Origin of the sequence: Curtobacterium sp. MR_MD2014 (assembly GCF_000772085.1) — a bacterium.
In the GTDB taxonomy this organism is placed as follows: Bacteria; Actinomycetota; Actinomycetes; order Actinomycetales; family Microbacteriaceae; genus Curtobacterium.
In genome coordinates, this window is sequence record NZ_CP009755.1 from 1,961,201 (window position 1) to 1,984,122 (window position 22,922).

The window sequence follows — 22,922 nt, forward strand, 5'->3', positions numbered from 1 at the left end:
TTCTGTCCGCGAGCTTCGCGGACCACTACTTCTTCTTCGACGAGAGGGCGTCGGCGCCGCCGACGATCTCGGAGATCTGCTGGGTGATCTCGGCCTGACGCGCGTTGTTCGCGAGACGGGTGAACTCGCTGATGAGCGAGTCGGCGTTGTCACTGGCGGACTTCATGGCCTTCTGCCGGGCGGCGTGCTCGGAAGCGGCCGACTGCAGCATGGCGTTGAAGATGCGGCTCTCGATGTAGACCGGGAGCAGCGCGTCGAGGACGGCGTCCGCATCGGGCTCGAACTCGTAGAGCGGCAGGGGCTCACCGTTCGACGGCTCCTCCACACCATCGACGACCTCGAGCGGGAGCAGGCGCACGACCTGCGGCTCCTGGGTCGCGAGGCTGATGAACCGGTTGAAGACGATGTGGATCTCGTCCACGCCGCCCTCCGCCGTGTCCTGGAGGAACTTCGACACGACCGCGTCGCCGATCTCCTTCGCCGTCGAGAACTCCGGCTGGTCCGTCCCGCCGATCCACTGCCGCTCGGACGGGCGCTCGCGGAACGCGAAGTACCCGACCGACTTGCGACCGACGAGGTAGAACACGACGTCCTTGCCCTCGCTGCGGAGCAGGGAGGCGAGCTCCTCGCCCTGCTTGAGGACGTTCGAGCTGAACGCGCCGTTCAGGCCGCGGTCCGAGGTGAACAGCACCACGGCTGCGCGGGTCGACGACTCGGGCTCGGTGGTCAGCACGTGGTCGACGTTCGAGAACGTCGCCACGGCCGACACGGCCCGCGTCACGGCCCGCGAGTACGGACCGGACGCGGCCATGCGCGCCTGTGCCTTCTGGATCCGCGACGCCGAGATCAGCTCCATCGCGCGGGTGACCTTCTTCGTGGTCTTCGCCGACTTGATGCGCTGGCGGTAGACCCGGACCTGTGCCGCCATCTAGCGACGACCCTTGACGATCTGCTCCTGGTCGACGTCCTCGGCCTGGGCCGCGTCGAACGACTCCGAGCCGAGCGTCTTGCCGTCGCTCGTCTGGAAGCCCTTCGTGAAGGCGTCGATCTCGCGGTCCATCGCGGCGACGGTCTCGTCGCTGAGCTGGTTCGTCTCACGCAGGGTGGTCAGGACGTCGGAGTTGCGACGCAGGTGCTCGAGCAGCTCGGCCTCGAAGCGGAGCACGTCGGGGACGGGCACCTCGTCGAGCTTGCCGTTCGTGCCGGCCCAGATCGAGACGACCTGCTCCTCGACCGGGTACGGCGAGTACTGCGGCTGCTTGAGGAGCTCCGTCAGGCGCGCACCACGGTCCAGCTGGCGACGCGACGCCTGGTCGAGGTCGGACGCGAACATCGCGAACGCCTCGAGCGAGCGGTACTGCGCGAGCTCGAGCTTGAGCGTGCCGGAGACCTTCTTGATCGACTTGACCTGGGCGTCACCACCCACGCGGGACACCGAGATGCCCACGTCGACGGCCGGACGCTGGTTCGCGTTGAACAGGTCCGACTGCAGGAAGATCTGGCCGTCGGTGATCGAGATCACGTTGGTCGGGATGTAGGCCGAGACGTCGTTCGCCTTGGTCTCGATGATCGGGAGACCCGTCATCGAACCGGCACCGAGGTCGTCGGACAGCTTCGCGCAACGCTCCAGCAGGCGGGAGTGCAGGTAGAAGACGTCACCCGGGTAGGCCTCACGGCCCGGCGGACGACGCAGGAGGAGCGACACCGCACGGTAGGCCTCGGCCTGCTTCGACAGGTCGTCGAAGATGATCAGGACGTGCTTGCCGCCGTACATCCAGTGCTGGCCGATGGCCGAACCGGTGTAGGGGGCGAGGTACTTGAAGCCGGCCGGGTCGGAGGCCGGGGCGGCGACGATGGTGGTGTACTCCATCGCACCGGCGTCCTCGAGCGCACCCTTCACGGAGGCGATCGTGGAGCCCTTCTGGCCGATGGCGACGTAGATGCAGCGGACCTGCTTGTCCTCGTCGCCCGACTCCCAGTTGGCCTTCTGGTTGATGATCGTGTCGATCGCGATGGCCGTCTTGCCGGTCTGGCGGTCGCCGATGATCAGCTGACGCTGGCCGCGGCCGACGGGGATCATCGCGTCGATGGCCTTGATGCCGGTCTGCAGCGGCTCGTGGACGGACTTGCGGGACATGACGCCCGGGGCCTGGAGCTCGAGGGCACGGCGACCCTCGGCCTGGATCTCGCCGAGACCGTCGATCGGGTTGCCGAGCGGGTCGACCACGCGACCGAGGAAGCCGTCGCCGACGGGAGCCGAGAGGACCTCGCCGGTGCGGGTGACCTCCTGGCCCTCCTCGATGCCGCCGAACTCGCCGAGCACGATGGCGCCGATCTCGTCCTCGTCGAGGTTCTGCGCGAGACCGAGGGTCCCGTCCTCGAAGCGGATGAGCTCGTTCGCCATGACGCCGGGCAGGCCCTCGACGTGCGCGATGCCGTCGCCCGCGTCGGTGACGTGCCCGACCTCGGCCGTGGAGGCCTTCGTCGGCTCGTAGTTCGAGACGAAGTCCTTCAGGGCATCACGGATCTCATCGGGGCTGATGGTGATGTCTGCCATGGGATTTTCCTTGTTGGTTTCCGGGGCCCTGCGGCTCCGAGAGGGTGATGCTGCCCGGTGAGGGACAGTTCCCGTTGTGGACTTGGAGGGGTCGGCTTCGACGGTACGCTCAGCCGGCCAGCTGGAGCCGGAGCTCCGACAGGCGCGTGGACACCGTGCCGTCGATGACGTCGCCACCGACCTGCACGCGCATCCCGCCGACGACCGCGGGGTCGACGACCTGGTTGACGCTGATGTCCTTGCCGTACCGCTCGCTGATGCCGCGGGCGACGCGAGCCGCCTGACCGTCCGAGAGCGGGGCCGCGGTGGTCACCGTGGCGACGAGCTTGCCGGCCTGGTCGGCCACGATGCGCGAGGCATCGCGGACGATCTCACCGATGCGGCGGCCGCGCGGCTGCTGCACGAGGTGCTCCAGGATCGCGGTGGTCTGCGCCGAGACCTTCGAACCGACGAGCCGCTGGACGAGCGCAGCCTTCTCCGACGGGCTGCCGAGCTTCGTGCCCAGTGCCAGCTCGAGCGCCGCGTCCGAGCGGACGGCGGTCTCGAAGGAGAACAGCTCGGCCTCGATCGACGTCTCCGACGATGCGGTTCCGGCGACGGCGCGGATGCCCGCGTCCTCGACACCCGCGAGCAGGTCCGACGGCGAGGACCAGCGCGAGCCGGCCACCGCGGTCAGCACCGCACGCGTCGCCTCGGACTGACCGGCGAAGACGCGGTCGATGAGGACCTTCTTGCCGACGACGTCCGCGGTCGGGTCCGCCAGCAGTCCGAGCAGCTGGGACGAACCGGCGATCGCACGCCCGGTGGAGAGGATCTCGATGCCCGTGGCGAGGTCGACCGACCCGCCGAGGTCAGCGAGGACCGCCCGCGTGGACGAGAGTGCGGACCGCGTGGCGCTCCGCATGCTCAGCGCTCCCCGGCCGGCTGGCCCTGGGACGCCTCGAGGTCGGCGATGAAGCGGTCGACGACCGCAGCCGACTTCGCGTCGTCCCGGAGGGACTCACCGATCACACCGGAGGCGAGGTCGAGGGCGAGGGTGCCCACCTCGCTCCGCAGCGACTGGAGCGCGCTCTGCCGCTCGGCCTCGATCTGCGCCTGGGCGTTGGCGGTGATGCGTGCTGCATCTGCCTGCGCCTGCTCGCGGACCTCGTTGCCGATCGCGGTCGCGTCGGCACGGGCCTGCTCACGGATGCGCGAGGCCTCGGCACGCGCGTCGGCGAGCTGCTTGTTGTACTCGTCGAGTGCAGCGGCGGCCTGCTCCTGAGCGGCCTCCGCCTTCTTGATGCCACCCTCGATGGCCTCGGTGCGCTCATCGAGCATCTTCGTGATGCGCGGCGTCACGACGCGCCACATCACGAGGAAGATGATGACGAAGGCCACCGCGGACCACACGATGTCGTACACCGGTGGGATCAGCGGATTGTGGGTCTCCTCCGCCGCGATGATGAGTGCAGTCTGCATCGAGAAGCCTTAGTTGGTGAAGATGAAGTACGTCGCGATACCGATGAAGGCCAGGGCCTCCGTGAAGGCGATACCGATGTACATGAGGGTCGTCAGACGGCCCTGGAGCTCGGGCTGGCGAGCGACGGACTCGATCGTCTTGCCGACGACGATGCCGACGCCGATGGCCGGACCGATCGCAGCGAGGCCGTAGCCAACCGTCGCGATGTTGCCGTTGATCTCCGCGAGAACGGTCGTTGCGTCCACGTGTTTTCCTTTCGAGTGCGGCCCGACGGATGTCGTGCCGTATGGGGGTCAGAAGGGGTCGGTCAGTGCTCGTCAGCCAGCGCGAGCTGGATGTACACAGCGGTCAGCAGCATGAAGACGTACGCCTGCAGCAGCGCGACGAGGATCTCGAAGAAGCTGAACGCGATGCCGAACGCCAGGGTCCCGATGCCGAAGAGCTTGAAGAGGCTCTCGGCGTCGAAGAAGAAGAACCAGGTGGCCGAGAAGAAGAGCACCAGGAGGAGGTGACCCACGACCATGTTCATGAGCAGTCGCAGCGTCAGCGTCACCGGACGGAGCACGAAGGTCGAGACGAGCTCGATCGGCGTCACGATGATGTAGAGCGGCCACGGGACACCGGGCGGGAAGAGCGCGTTGCGGAGGAACGTGCCCGGGTGCTTGCGGAGGCCCGCGTAGATGAACGCGACGTACGCGACGATCGCCAGGATCATCGGCATCGCGATGCGGCTCGTACCGGCGATGTTCATGAACGGGATGAGACCCGTCAGGTTCATGAACAGGACACCGAAGAACACCGTGGCCAGGAGCGGCAGGAAGCGCTTGCCGTCCTTCTCACCGAGGTTGTCGAAGGTGTTGCGGCGGACGACGTCGAACGCGTACTCGATGAAGGCCTGTCCGCGGTTCGGGACGAGCTTCAGGGCACGGGTCCCGACGAACGCGAAGACGAGCAGCACGGCCACCGCGAACAAGCGGATGAGGACGATGCGGTCCATCTCGATCGGGGTCCCGGCGAAGAAGATCGGGTCCGGGAAGAACTCGTTGATCGACGGACCATGGAATTCGGCGGCCTTGCTGCTCCCCGCCGCCACGGTGTTGGCCGCGGCGGTGAGGGACAGGGGAAGAGCGTGGGATAGCAGCGCTGTCTCCTGTGTCGGCGCGCGCACACACGGCACGCGATGGTGGACTTTGTGGAGGCTCGTCCGCTCCGAGCGAGGCTCCGGACGCGGACTTCGAGAAGCCTATCAGGTGCGAGAGGCTTCTCGGGCTCTCAGGGCCGTGGGGTGTCGTTCCCAGGATCGACCGCGTCGCCGGGCAGGTGCACCCCGATCGGGATGCGGGCCTTGGCGACCGCCACCACGTCGATCACGAGCGACCCGACGACGCCCGCGATGATCACCACGGCGAGCACCGGGAAGTCCACCCAGGCGCGGTCGCGCAGTGCGAGCAGGACCACCAGGAAGAGCACGAACTTCAGGATCCACGTCCCCATCACGATCCCGAAGAAGGCGCCCGAGATCATCTGCCCCTTCGACACCCGGAGGGCGACGAGCACCGAGACCGCGGTGAGCCCGAGGAACACCACGCTCAGCACCGCGCCGAGCAGGCCACCGGCGAGTCCCGGCGTCCCGGCGACGACGAGCCCGACGACTCCCCCGACGACGGCCAGGCCGACGGCGAGGAGGGCCGCCCAGAGGAGGATCCGGCGGAACACCGGCCGGACGTGGTCGAGGGCGTTCGGTGCGGTCACGAGGGGTCTCCAGGGATCGTTCGGTCGTTGGCGGCGCGGTCGAGCGGGTCGAGGCTGGCGTCGACGACGGTGTTCGAGCGGGTGGCGGCCTGCGCGGCGAACTCCGCGCGCTTCCGGCCGAGCGGGGCGAAGGTGGCGATCGCGCACACGGTGAAGCCGATCGCGACGACGGTGACCACCCAGTACCACTCGACGAAGAGGAACAGCAGGCACCCGACGGCGACGGTGGCCGTCCACGCGTAGAAGATCAGCACGGCGTGGAAGTGGGAGTGCCCCATGTCGAGCAGACGGTGGTGCAGGTGCTTCCGGTCGGCCGAGAACGGCGACTTGCCCGCGCTGAGCCGACGGGTGACGGCGAGCCCGAAGTCGAGGATCGGCACGATCAGGATCGCGAAGGGCAGCAGGATCGGGATGAACGCCGGCAGCAGGGCCTGGCGTGTCGAGATGACCGCGGGGTCGATGTTGCCCGTCACGGACACGGCGCTCGTGGCCATCAGGAACCCGACGAGCAGCGCGCCGGCGTCGCCCATGAAGAGCTTCGCCGGGTGCCAGTTGAGGACGAGGAACCCCGTGCAGGCACCGACGAGCACCGCCGTGAGCAACGAGGGCAGGTTGAAGAAGAACTCCGTCTGCACGACCACGCGGTTGATGAAGAACGTGTAGAGGAAGAACACGCCGCCGGCGATGATCGCGACCCCGGCGACCAGGCCGTCCAGACCGTCGATGAAGTTGACGGCGTTCATCACGAGCACGACGGCGAGCACGGTGAAGATCAGGCTCATGTAGGACGACCCGACCCCGAGCGTGTTGCCGATCGGCAGCGACACGATCGCCACGCCCTGCCAGGCCAGGATCCCCGCAGCGATGATCTGCCCGGCGAGCTTCGTCATCCAGTCGAGGTCCCAGATGTCGTCGGCGACACCGAGCACCACGATGATCGTCGCACCCGCGAGCACCGCGATCACGCGCCCGGGTTCCGAGAACACGAGCCGGAAGTAGTCGGTCCCCGCGATGGAGGGGAAGAGGAACCAGGCCGCCAGCAGCGACACGATCACGCCGAGGTACATCGCGATCCCGCCGAGCCGCGGTGTGGGCGTGCGGTGCACGTCGCGCTCGCGGACCTTCGGGTACCAGCCGTAGCGCAGGCCGAGCTTCCACACGGCCCAGCTGCAGACGAAGCTCACCACGGCCGCGATGGCCCCGGCGAGCAGGTAGTACTTCACGTGACGAGGTCGGCTCCGACGACCCGGACGATGTCCTCGTCGGCGATCACCCCGTGTCGGACGATCGTCAGCTTCCCGCCGGTCGAGAGGCCGGTCGCGTCGACGATGGTCGACCCGGTCGAGGCGGCGAAGCCGTCGTGCACCGCGAGCGGTCCCCCGTCGAGGTAGACCGACACGCTGTCGCCGAGCATCGACTCGGCCCGGTCCACGTCCATCGCGGCAGGGTCACCGGTCGAGTTCGCGGAGGAGACCGCGAGCGGTCCGACCTCCTGCAGCAGCTCGAGGGCGATGCGCGAGTCCGGCATGCGGAGCGCGACGGTCCCCCGGGTCTCTCCCAGGTCCCAGTCCAGCGACGGTTGCGCGCGCAGGATGACGGTGAGCCCGCCGGGCCAGAACTCGTCGACCAGGTCGCGGACCTGCTGCGGGATCTCGGTCGCCAACGCCTCGAGCGTCGGCGGTCCGGGGATCAGCACCGGGGGCGGCGACTGGCGGGTGCGGCCCTTGGCGTCGAGCAGGCGCTGGACGGCGGTCGCGCTGAAGGCGTCCGCCGCGACGCCGTAGACGGTGTCGGTCGGGACGACGACGAGTTCTCCCCGGCCGAGGGCGGCACGTGCGAGCCGCATCCCGGTCAGGAGCCCGTCGGGGTCGGTGCAGTCGTATCGGGAGGCCATGACTCGACGATGATAGTGCGACACAATGGACGGCATCGTGAACGAGACGCCCGCGCCCCGACTCCTGTTCCTCTTCGACATGGACGACGTGCTCGTCCGGTACGACTGGCGGGTCCGGATGGCGGCCCTCGGCGAGTACACCGGGCACTCCTTCGAGGAGCTCCGCCGACGCTGGTGGGACTGCGGCCACGAGTCCCGTGCCGAGGCCGGGCACTTCCCGGACGGGGACGCCTACCTCGCCGCCTTCGCCGAGGCGATGGGGTGTGCGGTGCCCGAGGCGGACTGGGCGCGCATCCGCGGCGCGGCGATGACCGAGCTGCCCGAGCGCATCGAGGCCGTCCGGATCGCGTCCGAGCACGGCCGTGTCGGCCTGCTCACGAACAACGGTCCGCTCGCGGGCCGGTGGATCGGGAGGTGGGCACCGTCGTTGCCGCCGCTCTTCGGCGAGCACCTGGACACGACGAGCAACTTCGGCGCGCGCAAGCCCGAGCCCGAGGTGTTCGAACGGGCGCTCGCGCACCACGGTGTGCCCGCCGAGCGCGCGTTCTTCGCCGACGACATGCCGGTCAACGTCGAGGCGGCCCGCGTCCTCGGCATCCACGCGGTCCTGGTCGAGGAGCACACCGACCTGCGCAGAGCGGTTCGCGCCTTCGTCGCAGCCCAGCAGCGGGTCGCCACCGCCTGACCCGTCACGTCCGCGACACGCGACGAGCGCGGTTCCTCGCAGCGCTGTACCGCTGCGCAGCTCCGCCGAGGTCGCGTCGTGCAGGCACCGGGACGACGGCCGGGAGGCCCGGAGCCACCCCGCCTAGCGGGTGGCGGTGGTCGTGCGGTCGCGCCCCGTCAGGTCGACGTGCGTCTCCGGGGACCGGAACCCCCGCCGTGCGAGCACGTCGCGCACGCCGGCGCCCTGCTGCTCGGCGTGCTCGATGACGAGGAGCCCTCCCGGGACGAGGAGCCGCCAGGCGGTGTCGGTGAGAGCCCGGACGGCGTCGAGCCCGTCGGGTCCCCCGTACAGCGCGAGCGCCGGGTCGTGGTCGCGGACCTCGGGGTCGACGGGCACCATGTCGTCGGGGACGTACGGCGGGTTCGAGACGACGACCGAGACCGTGCCGTCGAGCTCCGGGAGCGCGTCGGCGAGGTCGCCCTCGACCAGTCGGACGGTGCCGCCGTGCGCGTCGATGTTGCGCCGGGTCCAGGGCAGCGCCTGGGGTGACCGCTCGACCGCGTAGACGAGGGCGTTCGGCACCTCGGTGTCCATCGCGACGGCGATCGCCCCGCTGCCGGAGCCGAGGTCCACCGCCACCGGCTCGGCCACCGCGGTCGCACGCAGTGCGTCGATGCCGAACTGCACGACGCCCTCGGTCTCCGGCCGGGGCACGAAGACGCCCGGCCCGACGGACAGCGTCAGCGCCCGGAAGTGCGCCTCGCCCGTGATGTGCTGCAGCGGCTCGCGGGTGGTGCGACGGGCGACGGCGTACCGGAAGCGCTCGACGTGCTCCGCCGCGATGGCGCCGCCCGTCAGGGCACGGGCCTGCACGGCACCCCGCGACGTGTCGGTCGCCCAGGCGAGCAGGAGTTCGGCGTCGACGCGCGGGGTCGGGACACCGTGCGCGACGAGCGCAGCGGTCGCCTCGTCGAGGAGGCGATCCGCTGCGGACGTGGGACGCCTGTCGGAGGTGATCCGTGCCTCCAGACCGGGCCTAGGCGTCCTGGTCGCCGATGGCGGCCAGGCGTGCCTCTTCGTCCGCCTGGATGGCGGACCGGACGACGGGCTCGAGCGCACCGTTCATCACGCGGTCCAGGTCGTACGCCTTGTACCCGGTGCGGTGGTCCGCGATGCGGTTCTCCGGGAAGTTGTACGTGCGGATGCGCTCCGAACGGTCCATGCCGCGGATCTGCGACTTGCGTGCGTCCGAGGCGATGGCGTCGAGCTCCTCCTGCTGTCGCGCGAGGATGCGGGCACGCAGGACGCGCATGCCGGCCTCACGGTTCTGCAGCTGGGACTTCTCGTTCTGCATCGCCACCGTGATGCCCGTGGGCAGGTGGGTGATGCGGACTGCGGAGTCGGTCGTGTTGACCGACTGCCCGCCGGGGCCGGACGACCGGTAGACGTCGATCTTGAGGTCGTTCTGGTTGATCTGGACCTCCTCGGGCTCGTCCACCTCGGGGAACACCAGCACGCCGGTGGTCGAGGTGTGGATGCGTCCCTGCGACTCGGTCGCCGGGACGCGCTGCACCCGGTGCACACCGCCTTCGTACTTCAGGTGCGCCCAGACGCCCTGGGACGGGTCGGTCGCGTTCGACTTGATCGCGACCTGCACGTCCTTGTAGCCGCCGAGGTCGCTCTCGGTCCGCTCGAGGAGCTCGACCTTCCAGCCCTTCGTCTCGGCGTAGTGCGAGTACATGCGGAGGAGGTCGGCCGCGAAGAGCGCCGACTCCTCACCGCCCTCACCGCCCTTGATCTCCATGATGACGTCGCGGCCGTCGTCCGGGTCCCGCGGGATGAGCAGCCGGCGGAGTCGCTCCTGGCGCTCCGACAGCTGCTCCTGGAGCGCCGGGACCTCGTCCGCGAACGCCTCGTCCTCGCGGGCGAGCTCCTGGGCGGCGGCGAGGTCGTCCCCCGCCGCCTGCCAGGCCTCGTACGCGGCCTTGATCTGGTTGAGCTCGGCGTACCGCCGGTTCACCTTCTTCGCGCGGGCCGCATCGGCGTGGAGCGCGGGGTCCGACAGCTGCTGCGTCAGGTCCTCGTGTTCCGCCAGCAGCCCGGCCACCGACTCGAACACGCGTTACTCCTGGTGGCCGTCGTGGCGACCGCCGGTCGTGGGGACCGACTTCTGCACCTGGACCAGGAACTCGACGTTCGACTGCGTCTCCTTGAGGTTGCGGAGGACGACGTCGAGCGCCTGCTGCGGGTCGAGCCCGGCGAGGGCACGGCGCAGGCGCCACGTGATCTTGACCTCGTCGGCGGAGAGGAGCTGCTCCTCGCGCCGGGTGCCGGAGGCGTTGATGTCGACGGCCGGGAAGATCCGCTTGTCGGCGAGGTGCCGGTTGAGGCGGAGCTCCATGTTGCCGGTGCCCTTGAACTCCTCGAAGATGACCTCGTCCATCTTGGAGCCGGTCTCGACGAGCGCGGTGGCGAGGATGGTCAGCGAGCCGCCGTCCTCGATGTTGCGCGCAGCGCCGAAGAAGCGCTTCGGCGGGTACAGGGCCGCCGAGTCCACGCCACCGGAGAGCACGCGGCCGGAGGCCGGCGTCGCCAGGTTGTAGGCGCGGCCGAGACGGGTGATCGAGTCGAGGAGCACGACGACGTCGTGGCCCAGCTCGACCAGGCGCTTCGCACGCTCGATGGCGAGCTCGGCGACCGTGGTGTGGTCCTCCGCCGGACGGTCGAAGGTCGAGGCGATGACCTCGCCCTTCACCGAGCGCTGCATGTCGGTGACCTCTTCGGGCCGCTCGTCCACGAGCACGACCATGAGGTGCGCCTCGGGGTTGTTCTTGGCGATCGCGTTGGCGATGGCCTGCAGCACGACGGTCTTGCCGGCCTTGGGCGGCGAGACGATGAGGCCGCGCTGACCCTTGCCGATCGGTGCGACCAGGTCGATGATGCGCGTGCTGAGCTTCGCCGGCTCGGTCTCGAGGCGGAGACGCTCGTTCGGGTACAGCGGGGTCAGGTCGTGGAACTCGACACGGGCAGCTGCCTCGTCCGCGGTCTGGCCGTTGACCGAGTCCACCTTGACGAGCGCGTTGTACTTCTGGCGCGCCTGCTGCTCGTTGTCGCGCGGCTGCTTGATCGCACCGACGATCGCGTCGCCCTTGCGCAGGTGGTACTTCTTCACCTGGCCGAGGGACACGTAGACGTCGCTCGGTCCCGGCAGGTAGCCGGTCGTGCGGACGAACGCGTAGTTGTCGAGGACGTCGAGGATGCCCGCGATCGGGATGAGGACGTCGTCCTCGGTGATCTCCGGCTCGAACTCGTCGTTCTGGCCGCCGCGGCCGCGCTTGCGGTCACGCTGACGACGACCGCGGCCGGCCTCGGCCTCGTCGGCGTGCTGCTGCTGCTGGGCGTTCTGCTGCTGGCCGTTCTGCTTCTGCTGGCCGTTCTGCTTCGGCTGACGGTCGTCCTGCTTCGCGTCGCCGGACTTCTGCTCGTCCTGCTTGCCGTTCTGCTTCTGCTGCTGACCGTTCTGCTGGCCGGCGTTCGCCTGGCCACCGTTCTGCTGGCCACCGTTCTGCTGGCCGCCCTGCTGGTCACCGCTCTGCTGTTCGGTGCCCTCGGCGTTCTGCCCGCGGCCACGACCGCGACCACGGCTGCGACGTCCGCGGCGCGAACCGCCCTCGCCCTGCTGGTCGGCCTGGTCGCCCTGGTCCGTCGCCGAGGTCGGCTGCGCGCCGGTCGCCTCGTCGGTCTCGGGGGCAGCGGCCTGCTCGGCGCCGTCCCGCTGCTGGCCGCCGTCCTGCTGGCCGGCGTCCTGGTTCCCGCGGCGGCCGCGGCGGCGACCGGACTGCGCGGCCTCCTCCGCGTCCTTCTCGGCACGGACCTGGTCGAGCCCCGCGAGCAGGTCCTCGGTGCCGGTGTGCCCGTGGTTCGTGTGCTCCGCGGCCGAGGTCTGCGCGGTGTTCACCGTGCCGGCCGAGGAGGCGCGGCGCGAGCGGCGACCGCGGGGCTCCGGAGCCGACTCCGTCTGGTCGGCTGCGGCGTCGTCGGCGGCCGGCGAGGTCGCCGGTGCGGCCAGCGTCGGCTGCTCGGCGGGGGTCTCCTGCGCCGCGGGTGCGGCCTCCGCGGCGGCGGGTGCCTCGTCAGCCGGCGTCTCGGCAGCAGGGGCGGCGTCGTCGGTCGCGGGGCGCTTGTCCTCGATCGACGCGATGAGGTCGCCCTTGCGGAGCTTCGAGAGCCCCGTGATGCCGAGCGAGGAGGCGATGCGCTGGAGCTCCGGGAGACGGAGCGCGCGCAGGTCGCTGGGGATCTCCACCGGGGTGGAGTCGTTGACGTTCGTCAAGGTCGGTGTTTCCTTTCGAACCGCAGAACGCGGAGAGTTTCCACCGTCCCGGCGCATGGGTGCGCTGCGACCGCCGTTCAGACGACGGACCGGGATTCGGTGATCTGAAAGAGAGTGCCCCCGCGCACCGGACCCTGCGCCAGCGCCGACGGATCCGGTTCGGATCGGTCTGTGCGCCTACGCTGGATCGGCTTCGAGCGCCGAGTGCGGCACCACTGTAGCACCACCGAGGTCCACGGCCAGCATGAGCGCCCGCCAGTCGGACTGCGCGTGTCGCGCCACCAGGTCGGCCGCGGTGAGGCGCTGTGCCGGGTCGCTGCCCAGCACGAGCAGGCTCGGCCCGGCGCCGGAGACCACCGCGGCGAGCCCGTGCTGCCGCAGCAGACCGATCAGTGCATCGGTCTCCGGCATGGCGCTCGCACGGTACGACTGGTGCAGCCGGTCCTCGGTCGCGGCGAGCAGCAGCTCCGGGCTCTGGATGAGGGCGGCGACGAGCAGCGCCGAGCGCGACACGTTGAACGCGGCGTCCTCGTGCGGCACGCTCGCGGGCTGCAGGGACCGCGCGAGCTTCGTCGAGAGCGTCGACGTCGGCACGAAGACCACCGGCGAGACGCCTCGGTGCACCAGCAGGCGCTTGACCGCGGGACCCTCGGCGGTCATCCACGCGATCGTCAGACCACCGAAGAGCGCCGGAGCGACGTTGTCGGGGTGGCCCTCCATCTCGGTGGCCAGGGTGAGCAGGGTCGACGCGTCGAGGTCGACGACCCCTTCGAGCAGGCCGCGAGCCGCCATCAGCCCGGCGACGATGGCGGCGGCCGACGAGCCCATGCCGCGGCCGTGCGCGATCGCGTTCACGGCGTGCAGCTCGAGTCCGGGCTGCTCCACACCGGCGTGCTCGAGGCCACGACGAACGGCCTGCACCACGAGGTTCGACTCGTCGGTGGCGACCTCACCGGCACCGACGCCCTCGACGATCACGGTCGCGCCGGGCTCCGGGCGGACGCGGACGACCACCTCGTCGTAGACCGACAGCGCCAGCCCGAGCGAGTCGAAGCCCGGGCCGAGGTTCGCGGAGGTCGCCGGGACCCGCACACGGACCGCCCGTCCGGCCGGTACAGCGCTGCGGGCGTTCACGCCCTCCCCCGGTCCGGACGAGCGGTCGACGCTCACGCGGAGCCGACCAGTCCGAGCACCTCGGCGACCGACTTCGTGTCGACCGGGACGCTCGTCGGTGCGACCTCGCCGCCGTCCTCCGTGCGGAGGGCCCACTGCGGGTCCTTCAGGCCGTGGCCGGTCACCGTGATGACGACCTTCGCGCCCTGCGGCACGACACCGGCGTCCGCACGCTCGAGCAGCCCGGCGACGCCGATGGCCGACGCGGGCTCGACGAAGACCCCGACCTCGGCGGACAGGATGCGGTGCGCGGCGAGGATGCCCTCGTCGGTGATCGCACCGAAGTAGCCGTCGGTCTCGTCACGCGCCTCGAGCGCGTACTGCCACGACGCCGGGTTGCCGATGCGGATGGCGGAGGCGATGGTGTCCGGGTGGCGGACGACCTCGCCCGAGACGATCGGGGCGGAGCCGGCGGCCTGGAAGCCGAACATGCGCGGCATCCGCGTCGAGCGGCCCGCGGCGACGTCCTCGCGGTAGCCGCGGGAGTACGCGGTGTAGTTGCCCGCGTTGCCGACCGGCAGGAAGTGGAAGTCCGGGGCGTCGCCCAGCACGTCGACGACCTCGAACGCGGCGGTCTTCTGCCCCTCGATGCGGTCGTTGTTCACCGAGTTGACCAGGTGCACCGGGTAGTTGGCGGCGAGGTCGCGCGCGATGTCGAGGCAGTCGTCGAAGTTGCCCTGCACCTGCAGCAGCTGGGCGTCGTGCGCGACGGCCTGGCTGAGCTTGCCCATCGCGATCTTGCCCTCGGGCACGAGCACCGCGGCGGTGATGCCCGCGTGCGTGGCGTAGGCGGCCGCCGAGGCGCTGGTGTTGCCGGTCGACGCGCAGATGACGGCCTTCGCGCCGTGCTCGACGGCCTTCGAGATCGCCATCGTCATGCCGCGGTCCTTGAACGACCCGGTCGGGTTCATGCCCTCGAACTTGACGTACACGTCCGCGCCGGTGCGCTCCGACAGGCGTCGGGCCGGGATGAGCGGCGTGCCGCCCTCGCCGAGGGTGACGACGGGCGTCGCCTCGGTGACGTCGAGACGGTCGGCGTACTCGCGCAGGACTCCCTGCCACTGGTGGGCCATCAGGCTCTCCTTGTTCGGTGTTGTGCAGTCGGGTTGCTGACGGTGCGGGGCTAGGCCCCGACCACCCGCAGGACGCTGGTGATCTCGACGACGACGTCCTCGCTCCGGAGCGCGACGACCGTGGCGGCCAGGTCGGACTCGCGGGCGAGGTGCGTGCCGATGACGAGGTTCGCGGTGCCGGCCGTGCCGTCGCCCGGGTCGGTCGCGGCGGACTGCTCGACGGTCTCGACGCTCACGCCGTGCTTCGCCAGGACGCCGGCGACGGTGGACAGCACGCCGGGGGCGTCGGCCACGTGCAGCGTGATCTGGTAACGGGTGCGGACCGTCCCGATCGGGAAGACCGGCAGCGCCGACTGGGTCGACTCCGCGATGCCGGGGCCGCCGATGACGTGACGACGGGCGGCGGACACCAGGTCGCCGAGCACGGCCGACGCGGTCTCGACGCCACCGGCACCGGCGCCGTAGAACATCAGGTCGCCGGCGGCCTCGGCCTCGACGAACACGGCGTTCTTCGCCCCGTGCACACTGGCGAGCGGGTGCGACTCCGGCACGAGCGCCGGGTAGACACGGGCGCTGACGCCCTCGACGCCGTCCTCGTCGGTCAGGCGCTCGGCGGTCGCCAGGATCTTCACGACGTAGCCGGCCTTCCGCGCGGCGCGGACCTGCTCGATCGTGACGGCGGTGATGCCCTCGCGGTGCACGGCGGCCAGGGGCACGGAGGTGTGGAACGCGAGCGAGGCCAGGATGGCGGCCTTCTGCGCGGCGTCGTAGCCCTCGACGTCGGCGGTCGGGTCGGCCTCGGCGTACCCGAGCTCCGTGGCGGTCGCGAGGGCCGCCTCGAAGGTCGAGCCCTCGCGGTCCATCAGGTCGAGGATGAAGTTCGTCGTGCCGTTGACGATGCCCATGATCCGCTCGATGCGGTCGCCCGCGAGCGAGTCGTGCAGCGGCCGGATGATCGGGATCGCGCCGGCGACCGCGGCCTCGTAGTAGAGCTGTGCGCCGACCTGCTCCGCCGCGGCGAAGAGCTCGGGGCCGTGCGTGGCGAGGAGCGCCTTGTTGCCGGTGACGACGTCCGCACCGGACTGCAGCGCCTGGAGCACCAGCGTGCGCGCGGGCTCGATGCCGCCGATCAGCTCGACGACGATGTCCGCGCCGAGGATGAGCGACTGCGCGTCCGTCGTGAAGAGCTCCTTCGGCAGGTCCACGTCGCGCGGAGCGTCGAGGTCCCGCACCGCGATGCCGACGAGCTCGAGGCCGGCACCCGCGCGCGAGGCCAGCTCGTCGCCGTGCTCGAGGAGCAGGCGCGCCACCTGGGAACCGACGGAGCCGGCTCCGAGCAGCGCGACGCGGACGTTGCGGTATTCGATCATGTGGTGCGCATTCCTGTGGGGCGGGCGGCAGCCCGGTCGGGTCGGGGTCAGCGGCGTCAGCCGGCGACGACCCCCGTGTCGCGGGCGAGCAGGTCGTCGATCGACTCGCCACGGACGAGGATACGGGCTGCGCCGTCCGCGACCGCGACGACCGGCGGACGGCCCACGTGGTTGTAGTTGCTGGCGAGGGACCAGCAGTAGGCACCGGTCGCCGCGACGGCGAGCAGGTCACCGCGGTGCACGTCGCCCGGCAGGTACTCGTCGTTCACGACGATGTCGCCCGACTCGCAGTGCTTGCCGACGACCCGGGTCAGCACCGCCGGGGCGTCCGAGCTGCGGGCGAGCCGGGCCGTGTAGTCGGCGCCGTACAGCGCCGGACGGGCGTTGTCGCTCATGCCGCCGTCGACCGACACGTAGGTGCGGGTCGCCGAGGAGCCGTCCTCGGTCTCCAGCGAGACGGGCTTGACGGTGCCGACGCGGTACAGCGTGGTGCCGGCCGGGCCGACGATGTAGCGACCGGGCTCGACGGCGATCTCCGGGACGGGGATGCCCCGCTCGGTGCAGGCGTCGGCGACGATCGTGGCGAGGGCCTCGGCGACGTCCTCGGGCGCGAACGCCTCGTCTGCCTCGGTGTAGTCGATGCCCCACCCGCCGCCGAGGTTCAGCTCCGGGACCGGACCCGTCGCCACGAGTTCGGCGTGCACGTCCATCAGTCGCCGAGCTGCCTCACGGAACCCGGACTCGTCGAAGATCTGGGACCCGATGTGCGAGTGGAGCCCGACGAAGGCGAGCGACGGCTCTGCCCGGACCGCCGCCGCGGCGGCGACGGCCTCGCTCAGGGGGATGCCGAACTTCTGGTCCTCACGCGCCGTGGCGAGGTACTCGTGCGTCGAGGCGTGCACGCCGCTGTTGATCCGGATGCGCACGCGCTGGACCGTGCCGGCGTCGGCGGCGGCACGCGCGACGCGGCCGATCTCCTCGTGGCTGTCGAGGACGATCGTGCCGAGGCCGACCTCGACCGCGCGGGCGATCTCGGCGTCCGACTTGTCGTTGCCGTGGAAGCCGAGCAGCGCGGGGTCCGCTCCCCCGGCCAGCGCGACGGCGAGCTCACCGGCGGTGCACACGTCCAACCGCAGTCCGGCCTCGGTCATCCACGCGGCGACCTGGGTCGTGAAGAACGCCTTGGCGGCGTAGTACACGTGGGCCCGCGTGCCGATGCGGGCGAACGCCTCGGTGAAGGCCGTGCGGACCCTCGACGCGCGTGCCTGGACGTCCCGCTCGTCGACGACGTAGAGCGGGGAACCGAACCGGGCGACCAGGTCCGACGCCGTGATGCCGCCGACGGCGAGCTCACCGTCGTCCGTCCGCGTGGCCGAGGCCGGCCAGATGCGCGCGGTCAGCGCGGAGGCGTCGGCGGGGAACCGCAGCCGCGGCGGGGCAAGGGGGTTGGCGCTCACGGGACCCGATCCTACCGAGCCGCCACGGGCCTCCAGGCCGGTGTTACGCCCGTCGACCGCGGTGGTGACGCGCCGGGATCGACGGCGTCAGCCGCAGTCGCCGACCGTGCGCAGGCCCTGCTCGGTCAGCGGCAGCGAGTCGGCGGTGACCCGGACGGTGGCCTCGGCGGAGGTCACGTCGACGGACCGGACCCGGAGCTGCTCGGGCAGGAACTGCGCTGTGCAGACCTGCACCGGGACGCCCGTGACGCCGGGGATGCGGTCGACCTTCAGGCCGAGGTCCGAGTTCGTGATGCGGACGCTCTGCGGGGTGATCGTGACGCCACGGCCGTCCTGCTGCGCCACCACGTCGCCGGTGGCCGCGTAGCCGATGTCGTACCCGAGCACCGCGGTCGAACCGGACAGCTCGACGCCGCCGTCGACGAGCCGGAGCCGCTCGAACAGCGGACTGTACTTCGCCAGGTCCTGCACGCTCGTCGCGGCGAGGGTGACGTGGCCGTCGACGTCGCGCACGTCGCCCTTGCCGTCCACCGGGACGTCGCGAGCGGTGACGTCGGCGGCCAGCGGGACCCCGTCGACGGTCAGCCGGTCCGAGGTGATGTCGACCCGGTCGAGCGTGCCGGCGAGCAGCTGCGGGACGACGATGCCCTCGGCGTGTGCGGTGACCTCGCCGGTGGCGCCCTCCGGGAGGGACTGCTCGACCTGGTCGGCGATGATCCGGTCGACGACGCCCCGGAGCACGAACTCCGCGACGACGACGAGCGCGGCGAGCACGAGCACCAGGACGACGAGGACGACGGGCCAGCGACGGCGCTTCCGGGTGGGCTCGGTGGCGACGGACATGCGTCCCACCCTGCCAGGTGCTCCCCGCAGCCGGCCTGGAGGCGCGGTGTGCGCCCGGTGTGCGCGCTGCGGCGGGCGGGGCGCGGTGGGGCGCGGCTGGGCGCGGCGGGCAGCGCCCGGTATGCGGCGCGCGACGGCGCGACGTGCTCGCGCACGAGCGGAAGCACGTCGCGCCACGTGATCACGTGGCGCGACGTGCTTCCGGTTGTGCGGATGCGTGCTGGGCGCGCCGGCGACGAACCATTGAAACGACATCGAACCAGGCGGATCGCCTGGTTCGATGTCGAGAACGTGGTTCGACGCGACGCGACGCGACGCGACGCGACGCCGCGCGCCGCGCTACATGCGCTCGGGCGCACTCACCCCGAGGAGGCCGAGGCCGTTGCGGACGACCTGCCCGGTCGCGTCGTTCAGCCACAGGCGCGTGCGGTGCAGGTCCGACACGGCCTCGTCGCCGAGCGGCGTCACCCGGCAGGAGTCGTACCAGCGGTGGTAGAGCCCGGCGAGCTGCTCGATGTACCGCGCGATGCGGTGCGGCTCGCGGAGCTCCGCGGCCTGGCGCACCACGCGCGGGTACTCGGCGAGGGCTCCGAGGAGGGCGCTCTCCGTCTCGTGCGTGAGCAGGGACGCGTCGAACGCGGAGCGGTCCACGCCCGAGGCGGCGGCGTTGCGGGCGACCGACTGCGTGCGGGCGTGGGCGTACTGCACGTAGAAGACCGGGTTGTCGTTGGTGCGCTTGGTGAGCAGGTCGAGGTCGATGTCGATCGAGGTGTCGCTCGCGAACCGCACGAGGGCGTAGCGACCGGCGTCGACACCCACGGCGTCGACGAGGTCCTCCATCGACACGATCGTGCCGTTGCGCTTCGACATGCGGAAGGGCTGGCCGTCCTTGAGCAGGTTCACCATCTGGCCGATGAGGATCTCGAGGTTCTTGCCGGGCTCGTCACCGAACGCCGCGCACATCGCCATCATGCGACCGACGTAGCCGTGGTGGTCCGCGCCGAGCATGATGAGGTTGCGCTCGAACCCGCGCTCGCGCTTGTCGAGGTAGTACGCCAGGTCGCCCGCGATGTACGCCGGCTGCCCGTCGGACTTGATCACGACGCGGTCGCGGTCGTCGCCGAAGTCGGTCGTGCGGAGCCAGAGCGCACCCTCGGCCTCGTACATCTTGCCGAGGGACTGCAGCCGCTCGATGGCCCGCTCGACGGCCTTCGACTCGTGCAGCGAGTTCTCGTGGAAGTAGACGTCGAAGTCCACGCCGAAGTCGTGCAGCGAGGACTTGATGTCGGTGAACATGAACTCGACGCCCTCGCGGCGGAACAGCTCCTGCGCCTCGTCGCGCGGCAGGTCGCGCACGTCGGTGCCGGCGGGCAGCGTCGCGATGACCCGCGCGGCGATCTCGCCGATGTAGGCACCGCCGTAGCCGTCCTCCGGCGTGGGCTCCCCCAGCGCCGAGGCGACGAGCGACCGGGCGAAGCGGTCGATCTGTGCGCCGTGGTCGTTGAAGTAGTACTCACGGGTGACGAGGCCGCCCTGCGCCTCGAACACGCGGGCGAGCGAGTCACCGACGGCGGCCCAGCGCACACCGCCCATGTGGATCGGACCGGTCGGGTTCGCGGACACGAACTCGAGGTCGATGGACACGCCCTCGTACAGGTCGCCGTGTCCGAACGCGTCGGCCTGGTCGACGATCGTGCGGGCGATCTCACCGGCGGCGGCGGCCTCGAGCGTGATGTTGATGAAGCCGGGGCCGGCGACGTCGACGGACGCGACACCGTCGAGCTCGGTCAGCTCGCCGGCGATCTCGGTCGCGAGCTCGCGCGGGTTCGTACCGAGGCGCTTCGCGAGCTGCATCGCCGCGTTCGAGGCCCAGTCGCCGTGCGCACGGTTCTTCGGCCGCTCGAGGGCCACGTGGGACTCCCCGATCGTCACGGTGTCGGACGCGCCTCGTCGCTCGACGATCCCGGTCAGGATCGACAGGTACGCGGCGGAGAGTTCGGCAGGAGTCACGAGGGTCGAGTCTACCGGGACGCCCAGGTGCCTCGCGGGCCGGTGCCGGACGGCGTGCAGCATCATGGCTGGATGACCTCCCGCAGCCGTGTCCGGGCGATCACCGTCGCCCTGCTCTCCGTGTCCGCCGCCGTCGCCCTGTCCGGCTGCACGGGCGGGTCCGACGACGCGGCCCCGAGCGCGAGCGCCACCCCGATCGGCACCGCCGTGCAGCAGACGTGCGCCGAGCTGCTGCCCACGAGCGTCCTCGCCGTCTACGGCAAGACCTTCGAGCAGGACACGACCTGGACGCCCGCGAAGGGCACGCCGGCCGCGACGATCGCCCGCCAGCGCGGCCGGGTCTGCCACCTCGTCGCCACCGACGACCCGTCGACGACGATCACGCTCGCCGTGGCGCACCTGCCTGAGAAGTCGCTCACGACGCTCAAGGACGCCCTCTACGAGCGCGGTGGGTCCGTCCCGACCTACCGCGTCGAGGGCTACTACGCGCTGGACGACGGCGTCGGCCGCGCGGACGCCTTCCCGGATCCGTACTGGGTCACCACCGAGTCGACGCTGTACACCGAGCCCGGCGGGGCGCAGCCCGTCGTGGACGCGGTGCGCTCCGTGCTGCTGCCGTCCGCGTCGGCCAGCCCGGCGGGCTGACGGCAGCGCAGCCGGACGGGAGGCACGGTGCGGGCCCGTGCCGCGCCTCCCGTCCGACGGCGGTCGCGACACGGACGCGACACGCGCTGTCGGGACCGGCTCGCGTTACCTGCTACGGTTGATCTCACCCACGAGCCCCCATAGCTCAGGGGATAGAGCACTGCCCTCCGGAGGCAGGGGCGGAGGTTCGAATCCTCCTGGGGGCACATCGAGCCCCCGGCGTCATCGCCGGGGGCTCTCCTCGTGCACGGGGTGCGTCGCCCGGTCCGGGGCCACCCGTTCCGCCTCGGGGCGCACCTCGTCCCAGAGCGCGTCGAGCGACAGTCGGACGACGCTCGCGACCGCGGCGATCGTGGCGAACGACGGCGTCGCGATGCGACCGGTCTCGATCTTCCGCAGGGTCTCGGGCGACACGCCCGCATCGAGGGCGACGTCGAGGATCGAGCGCTCACCCCGAGCGCGACGGAGCAGTGCGCCGAGCCGGCGACCGCGTTCCAGCTCGGCGGGGCTCAGCGGGAGTCGGACCATGGCGCCGATACTAGTACCGGCCAGACAATACCGGTACGATCATCGGCATGATCGAGATCCTCTCCCCCACCGAGGTCGACCGGGCCCGTCGCACCGGCGCCCTCGTCGGCACGATCCTGCAGACCCTCCGGGAGCGGACGACGGTCGGCACGAACCTGCTCGAGGTGGACGGGTGGACCCGGACGATGATCGAGGACGCCGGCGCGGTCTCCTGCTACGTCGACTACGCCCCCTCGTTCGGTCGTGGCCCCTTCGGCCACCACGTCTGCACCGCGGTGAACGACGCGGTGCTCCACGGCCTGCCGCACGACCGCGAGCTCGCCGACGGCGACCTGCTCACCCTGGACCTCGCGGTGACCCTGGACGGGATCGCCGCCGACGCGGCGATCAGCTTCGTCGTCGGGCGCGCCGACCCGGCGGACACCGCCCTGATCGACGCCACCGAACGGGCGCTGGCCGCCGGCATCGCCGCCGCGGGCCCCGGCGTCCGGACCGGGGACGTGTCGCACGCCATCGGCGAGGTCCTCACCGCCGCGGGCTACCCCGTGAACACCGAGTTCGGCGGGCACGGCATCGGCTCGACGATGCACCAGGACCCGCACGTGGCGAACACGGGTCGGCCGGGGCGCGGCTACACCCTGCGACCGGGGCTGCTCCTCGCGCTCGAGCCCTGGGTGATGGCGGACACGGACGAGCTCGTCACCGATCCCGACGGGTGGACGCTGCGGAGCGCGACGGGGGCGAGGACCGCGCACACCGAGCACACCGTCGCGATCACCGAGGACGGCGTCGAGGTGCTCACCCGTCCCGGCAGCTGACGCGGTCGAGGCCGGCCACTGCGCCTCCGCGTCAGCGTCTCGGCGCCTCCACGTCAGCGCGAGGCTGGAGCGGTCGCCGCGGACCCGGCGCGGGCTCAGGCGTGCGTGAGCGCGATGAGCGCGACGTTCATGGTGCTGTAGGCGCCCTCGGAGCGCGTGGCCTGTCGGACCCGGCCCCGGAGGACCTCGTAGCGGCCGTCCTGCTCACGGACGAAGCCGATGACACCGCTCGCCGGTGTCGAGACGCGGTGGTAGCCGTCCTCCAGTGGGACGACCTCGGTGCTCGTCGTACGCTCCATCGCTTTCCCCTTCCGCTCGTCGTCGAACGATGGCCTCCACC

The 22,922-nt window shown here is 71.1% G+C and carries 23 protein-coding genes and 1 tRNA gene; 4 read left to right on the top strand and 20 right to left on the bottom strand.

What is annotated here, in order from left to right; genetic code table 11:
* Window positions 1-25: 25 nt before the first annotated feature.
* The 9 genes from NI26_RS09005 to NI26_RS09045 form a co-directional block, all read right to left on the bottom strand.
* The gene (locus tag NI26_RS09005) at window positions 26-928 is read right to left on the bottom strand and encodes a F0F1 ATP synthase subunit gamma (RefSeq protein ID WP_066654619.1); all 903 of its coding nucleotides are present in this window, start codon (window positions 926-928) and stop codon (window positions 26-28) included.
* A complete protein-coding gene (atpA, locus tag NI26_RS09010) occupies window positions 929-2,557 on the bottom strand; it encodes a F0F1 ATP synthase subunit alpha (protein ID WP_066654625.1) in 1,629 nt (542 codons plus the stop codon). It abuts the gene before it with no gap.
* 109 nt (window positions 2,558-2,666) lie between these two features.
* Entirely contained in the window at window positions 2,667-3,461 is a 795-nt protein-coding gene (locus tag NI26_RS09015; protein ID WP_066654626.1) for a F0F1 ATP synthase subunit delta, read from the bottom strand.
* A 2-nt stretch (window positions 3,462-3,463) separates the two neighbouring features.
* Window positions 3,464-4,018, bottom strand: a complete 555-nt coding sequence (locus NI26_RS09020; RefSeq protein ID WP_066654628.1) for a F0F1 ATP synthase subunit B — start codon at window positions 4,016-4,018, stop codon at window positions 3,464-3,466.
* Between the two features lie 9 nt (window positions 4,019-4,027).
* On the bottom strand, window positions 4,028-4,264 hold the full coding sequence (gene atpE / locus NI26_RS09025) for an ATP synthase F0 subunit C (RefSeq protein ID WP_027465781.1): 237 nt from the start codon (window positions 4,262-4,264) through the stop codon (window positions 4,028-4,030).
* A 62-nt stretch (window positions 4,265-4,326) separates the two neighbouring features.
* Complete coding sequence (gene atpB, locus NI26_RS09030; RefSeq protein WP_144411309.1) at window positions 4,327-5,112, bottom strand: F0F1 ATP synthase subunit A; 786 nt, start codon at window positions 5,110-5,112, stop codon at window positions 4,327-4,329.
* Window positions 5,113-5,291: 179 nt separating this feature from the next.
* On the bottom strand, window positions 5,292-5,771 hold the full coding sequence (locus tag NI26_RS09035; RefSeq protein WP_081984896.1) for a hypothetical protein: 480 nt from the start codon (window positions 5,769-5,771) through the stop codon (window positions 5,292-5,294).
* Entirely contained in the window at window positions 5,768-6,994 is a 1,227-nt protein-coding gene (locus tag NI26_RS09040) for an MraY family glycosyltransferase (protein WP_066654629.1), read from the bottom strand. The genes NI26_RS09035 and NI26_RS09040 overlap by 4 nt, the downstream gene beginning before the upstream one ends.
* Window positions 6,991-7,665, bottom strand: a complete 675-nt coding sequence (locus tag NI26_RS09045) for an L-threonylcarbamoyladenylate synthase (protein WP_066654631.1) — start codon at window positions 7,663-7,665, stop codon at window positions 6,991-6,993. The genes NI26_RS09040 and NI26_RS09045 overlap by 4 nt, the downstream gene beginning before the upstream one ends.
* A 25-nt stretch (window positions 7,666-7,690) precedes the next feature.
* On the opposite strand from NI26_RS09045, the gene NI26_RS09050 reads away from it, so the two are divergent.
* Window positions 7,691-8,350, top strand: coding sequence for an HAD family hydrolase (locus NI26_RS09050; RefSeq protein WP_066654633.1), 660 nt, complete (start codon window positions 7,691-7,693; stop codon window positions 8,348-8,350).
* Window positions 8,351-8,473: 123 nt separating this feature from the next.
* Here the strand turns inward: NI26_RS09050 and prmC are convergent, their stop codons facing one another.
* From prmC to argS, 9 genes are all read right to left on the bottom strand, one after another.
* Window positions 8,474-9,349, bottom strand: a complete 876-nt coding sequence (prmC, locus tag NI26_RS09055) for a peptide chain release factor N(5)-glutamine methyltransferase (RefSeq protein WP_066658325.1) — start codon at window positions 9,347-9,349, stop codon at window positions 8,474-8,476.
* Between the two features lie 19 nt (window positions 9,350-9,368).
* Entirely contained in the window at window positions 9,369-10,451 is a 1,083-nt protein-coding gene (gene prfA / locus NI26_RS09060) for a peptide chain release factor 1 (protein WP_066654635.1), read from the bottom strand.
* A gap of 3 nt (window positions 10,452-10,454) precedes the next feature.
* On the bottom strand, window positions 10,455-12,665 hold the full coding sequence (gene rho / locus NI26_RS09065; protein ID WP_066654637.1) for a transcription termination factor Rho: 2,211 nt from the start codon (window positions 12,663-12,665) through the stop codon (window positions 10,455-10,457).
* Between the two features lie 177 nt (window positions 12,666-12,842).
* Window positions 12,843-13,799, bottom strand: a complete 957-nt coding sequence (thrB, locus tag NI26_RS09070) for a homoserine kinase (RefSeq protein ID WP_066658327.1) — start codon at window positions 13,797-13,799, stop codon at window positions 12,843-12,845.
* 32 nt (window positions 13,800-13,831) lie between these two features.
* Entirely contained in the window at window positions 13,832-14,911 is a 1,080-nt protein-coding gene (gene thrC / locus NI26_RS09075) for a threonine synthase (protein WP_066654638.1), read from the bottom strand.
* Window positions 14,912-14,961: 50 nt separating this feature from the next.
* Window positions 14,962-16,281, bottom strand: a complete 1,320-nt coding sequence (locus NI26_RS09080; protein ID WP_066654640.1) for a homoserine dehydrogenase — start codon at window positions 16,279-16,281, stop codon at window positions 14,962-14,964.
* 56 nt (window positions 16,282-16,337) lie between these two features.
* A complete protein-coding gene (lysA, locus tag NI26_RS09085; RefSeq protein WP_066654642.1) occupies window positions 16,338-17,738 on the bottom strand; it encodes a diaminopimelate decarboxylase in 1,401 nt (466 codons plus the stop codon).
* Window positions 17,739-17,825: 87 nt separating this feature from the next.
* A complete protein-coding gene (locus NI26_RS09090) occupies window positions 17,826-18,581 on the bottom strand; it encodes an LmeA family phospholipid-binding protein (protein ID WP_066654644.1) in 756 nt (251 codons plus the stop codon).
* Window positions 18,582-18,920: 339 nt separating this feature from the next.
* On the bottom strand, window positions 18,921-20,591 hold the full coding sequence (argS, locus tag NI26_RS09095; protein WP_066658330.1) for an arginine--tRNA ligase: 1,671 nt from the start codon (window positions 20,589-20,591) through the stop codon (window positions 18,921-18,923).
* A gap of 72 nt (window positions 20,592-20,663) precedes the next feature.
* On the opposite strand from argS, the gene NI26_RS09100 reads away from it, so the two are divergent.
* Window positions 20,664-21,236, top strand: a complete 573-nt coding sequence (locus NI26_RS09100) for a hypothetical protein (protein WP_066654646.1) — start codon at window positions 20,664-20,666, stop codon at window positions 21,234-21,236.
* A 134-nt stretch (window positions 21,237-21,370) separates the two neighbouring features.
* Window positions 21,371-21,442 (top strand) — tRNA-Arg (locus NI26_RS09105).
* 16 nt (window positions 21,443-21,458) lie between these two features.
* Here NI26_RS09105 and NI26_RS09110 read toward each other — a convergent pair.
* On the bottom strand, window positions 21,459-21,764 hold the full coding sequence (locus NI26_RS09110; protein WP_066654652.1) for a helix-turn-helix domain-containing protein: 306 nt from the start codon (window positions 21,762-21,764) through the stop codon (window positions 21,459-21,461).
* 47 nt (window positions 21,765-21,811) lie between these two features.
* On the opposite strand from NI26_RS09110, the gene map reads away from it, so the two are divergent.
* Window positions 21,812-22,582 carry a type I methionyl aminopeptidase gene (gene map / locus NI26_RS09115; RefSeq protein ID WP_066654654.1) on the top strand — a complete coding sequence of 257 codons (771 nt, stop codon included), beginning with the start codon at window positions 21,812-21,814 and terminating at the stop codon, window positions 22,580-22,582.
* A gap of 95 nt (window positions 22,583-22,677) precedes the next feature.
* Here map and NI26_RS09120 read toward each other — a convergent pair whose 3' ends face one another.
* Complete coding sequence (locus NI26_RS09120; protein WP_058729997.1) at window positions 22,678-22,881, bottom strand: hypothetical protein; 204 nt, start codon at window positions 22,879-22,881, stop codon at window positions 22,678-22,680.
* Between the last annotated feature and the right edge of the window lie 41 nt (window positions 22,882-22,922).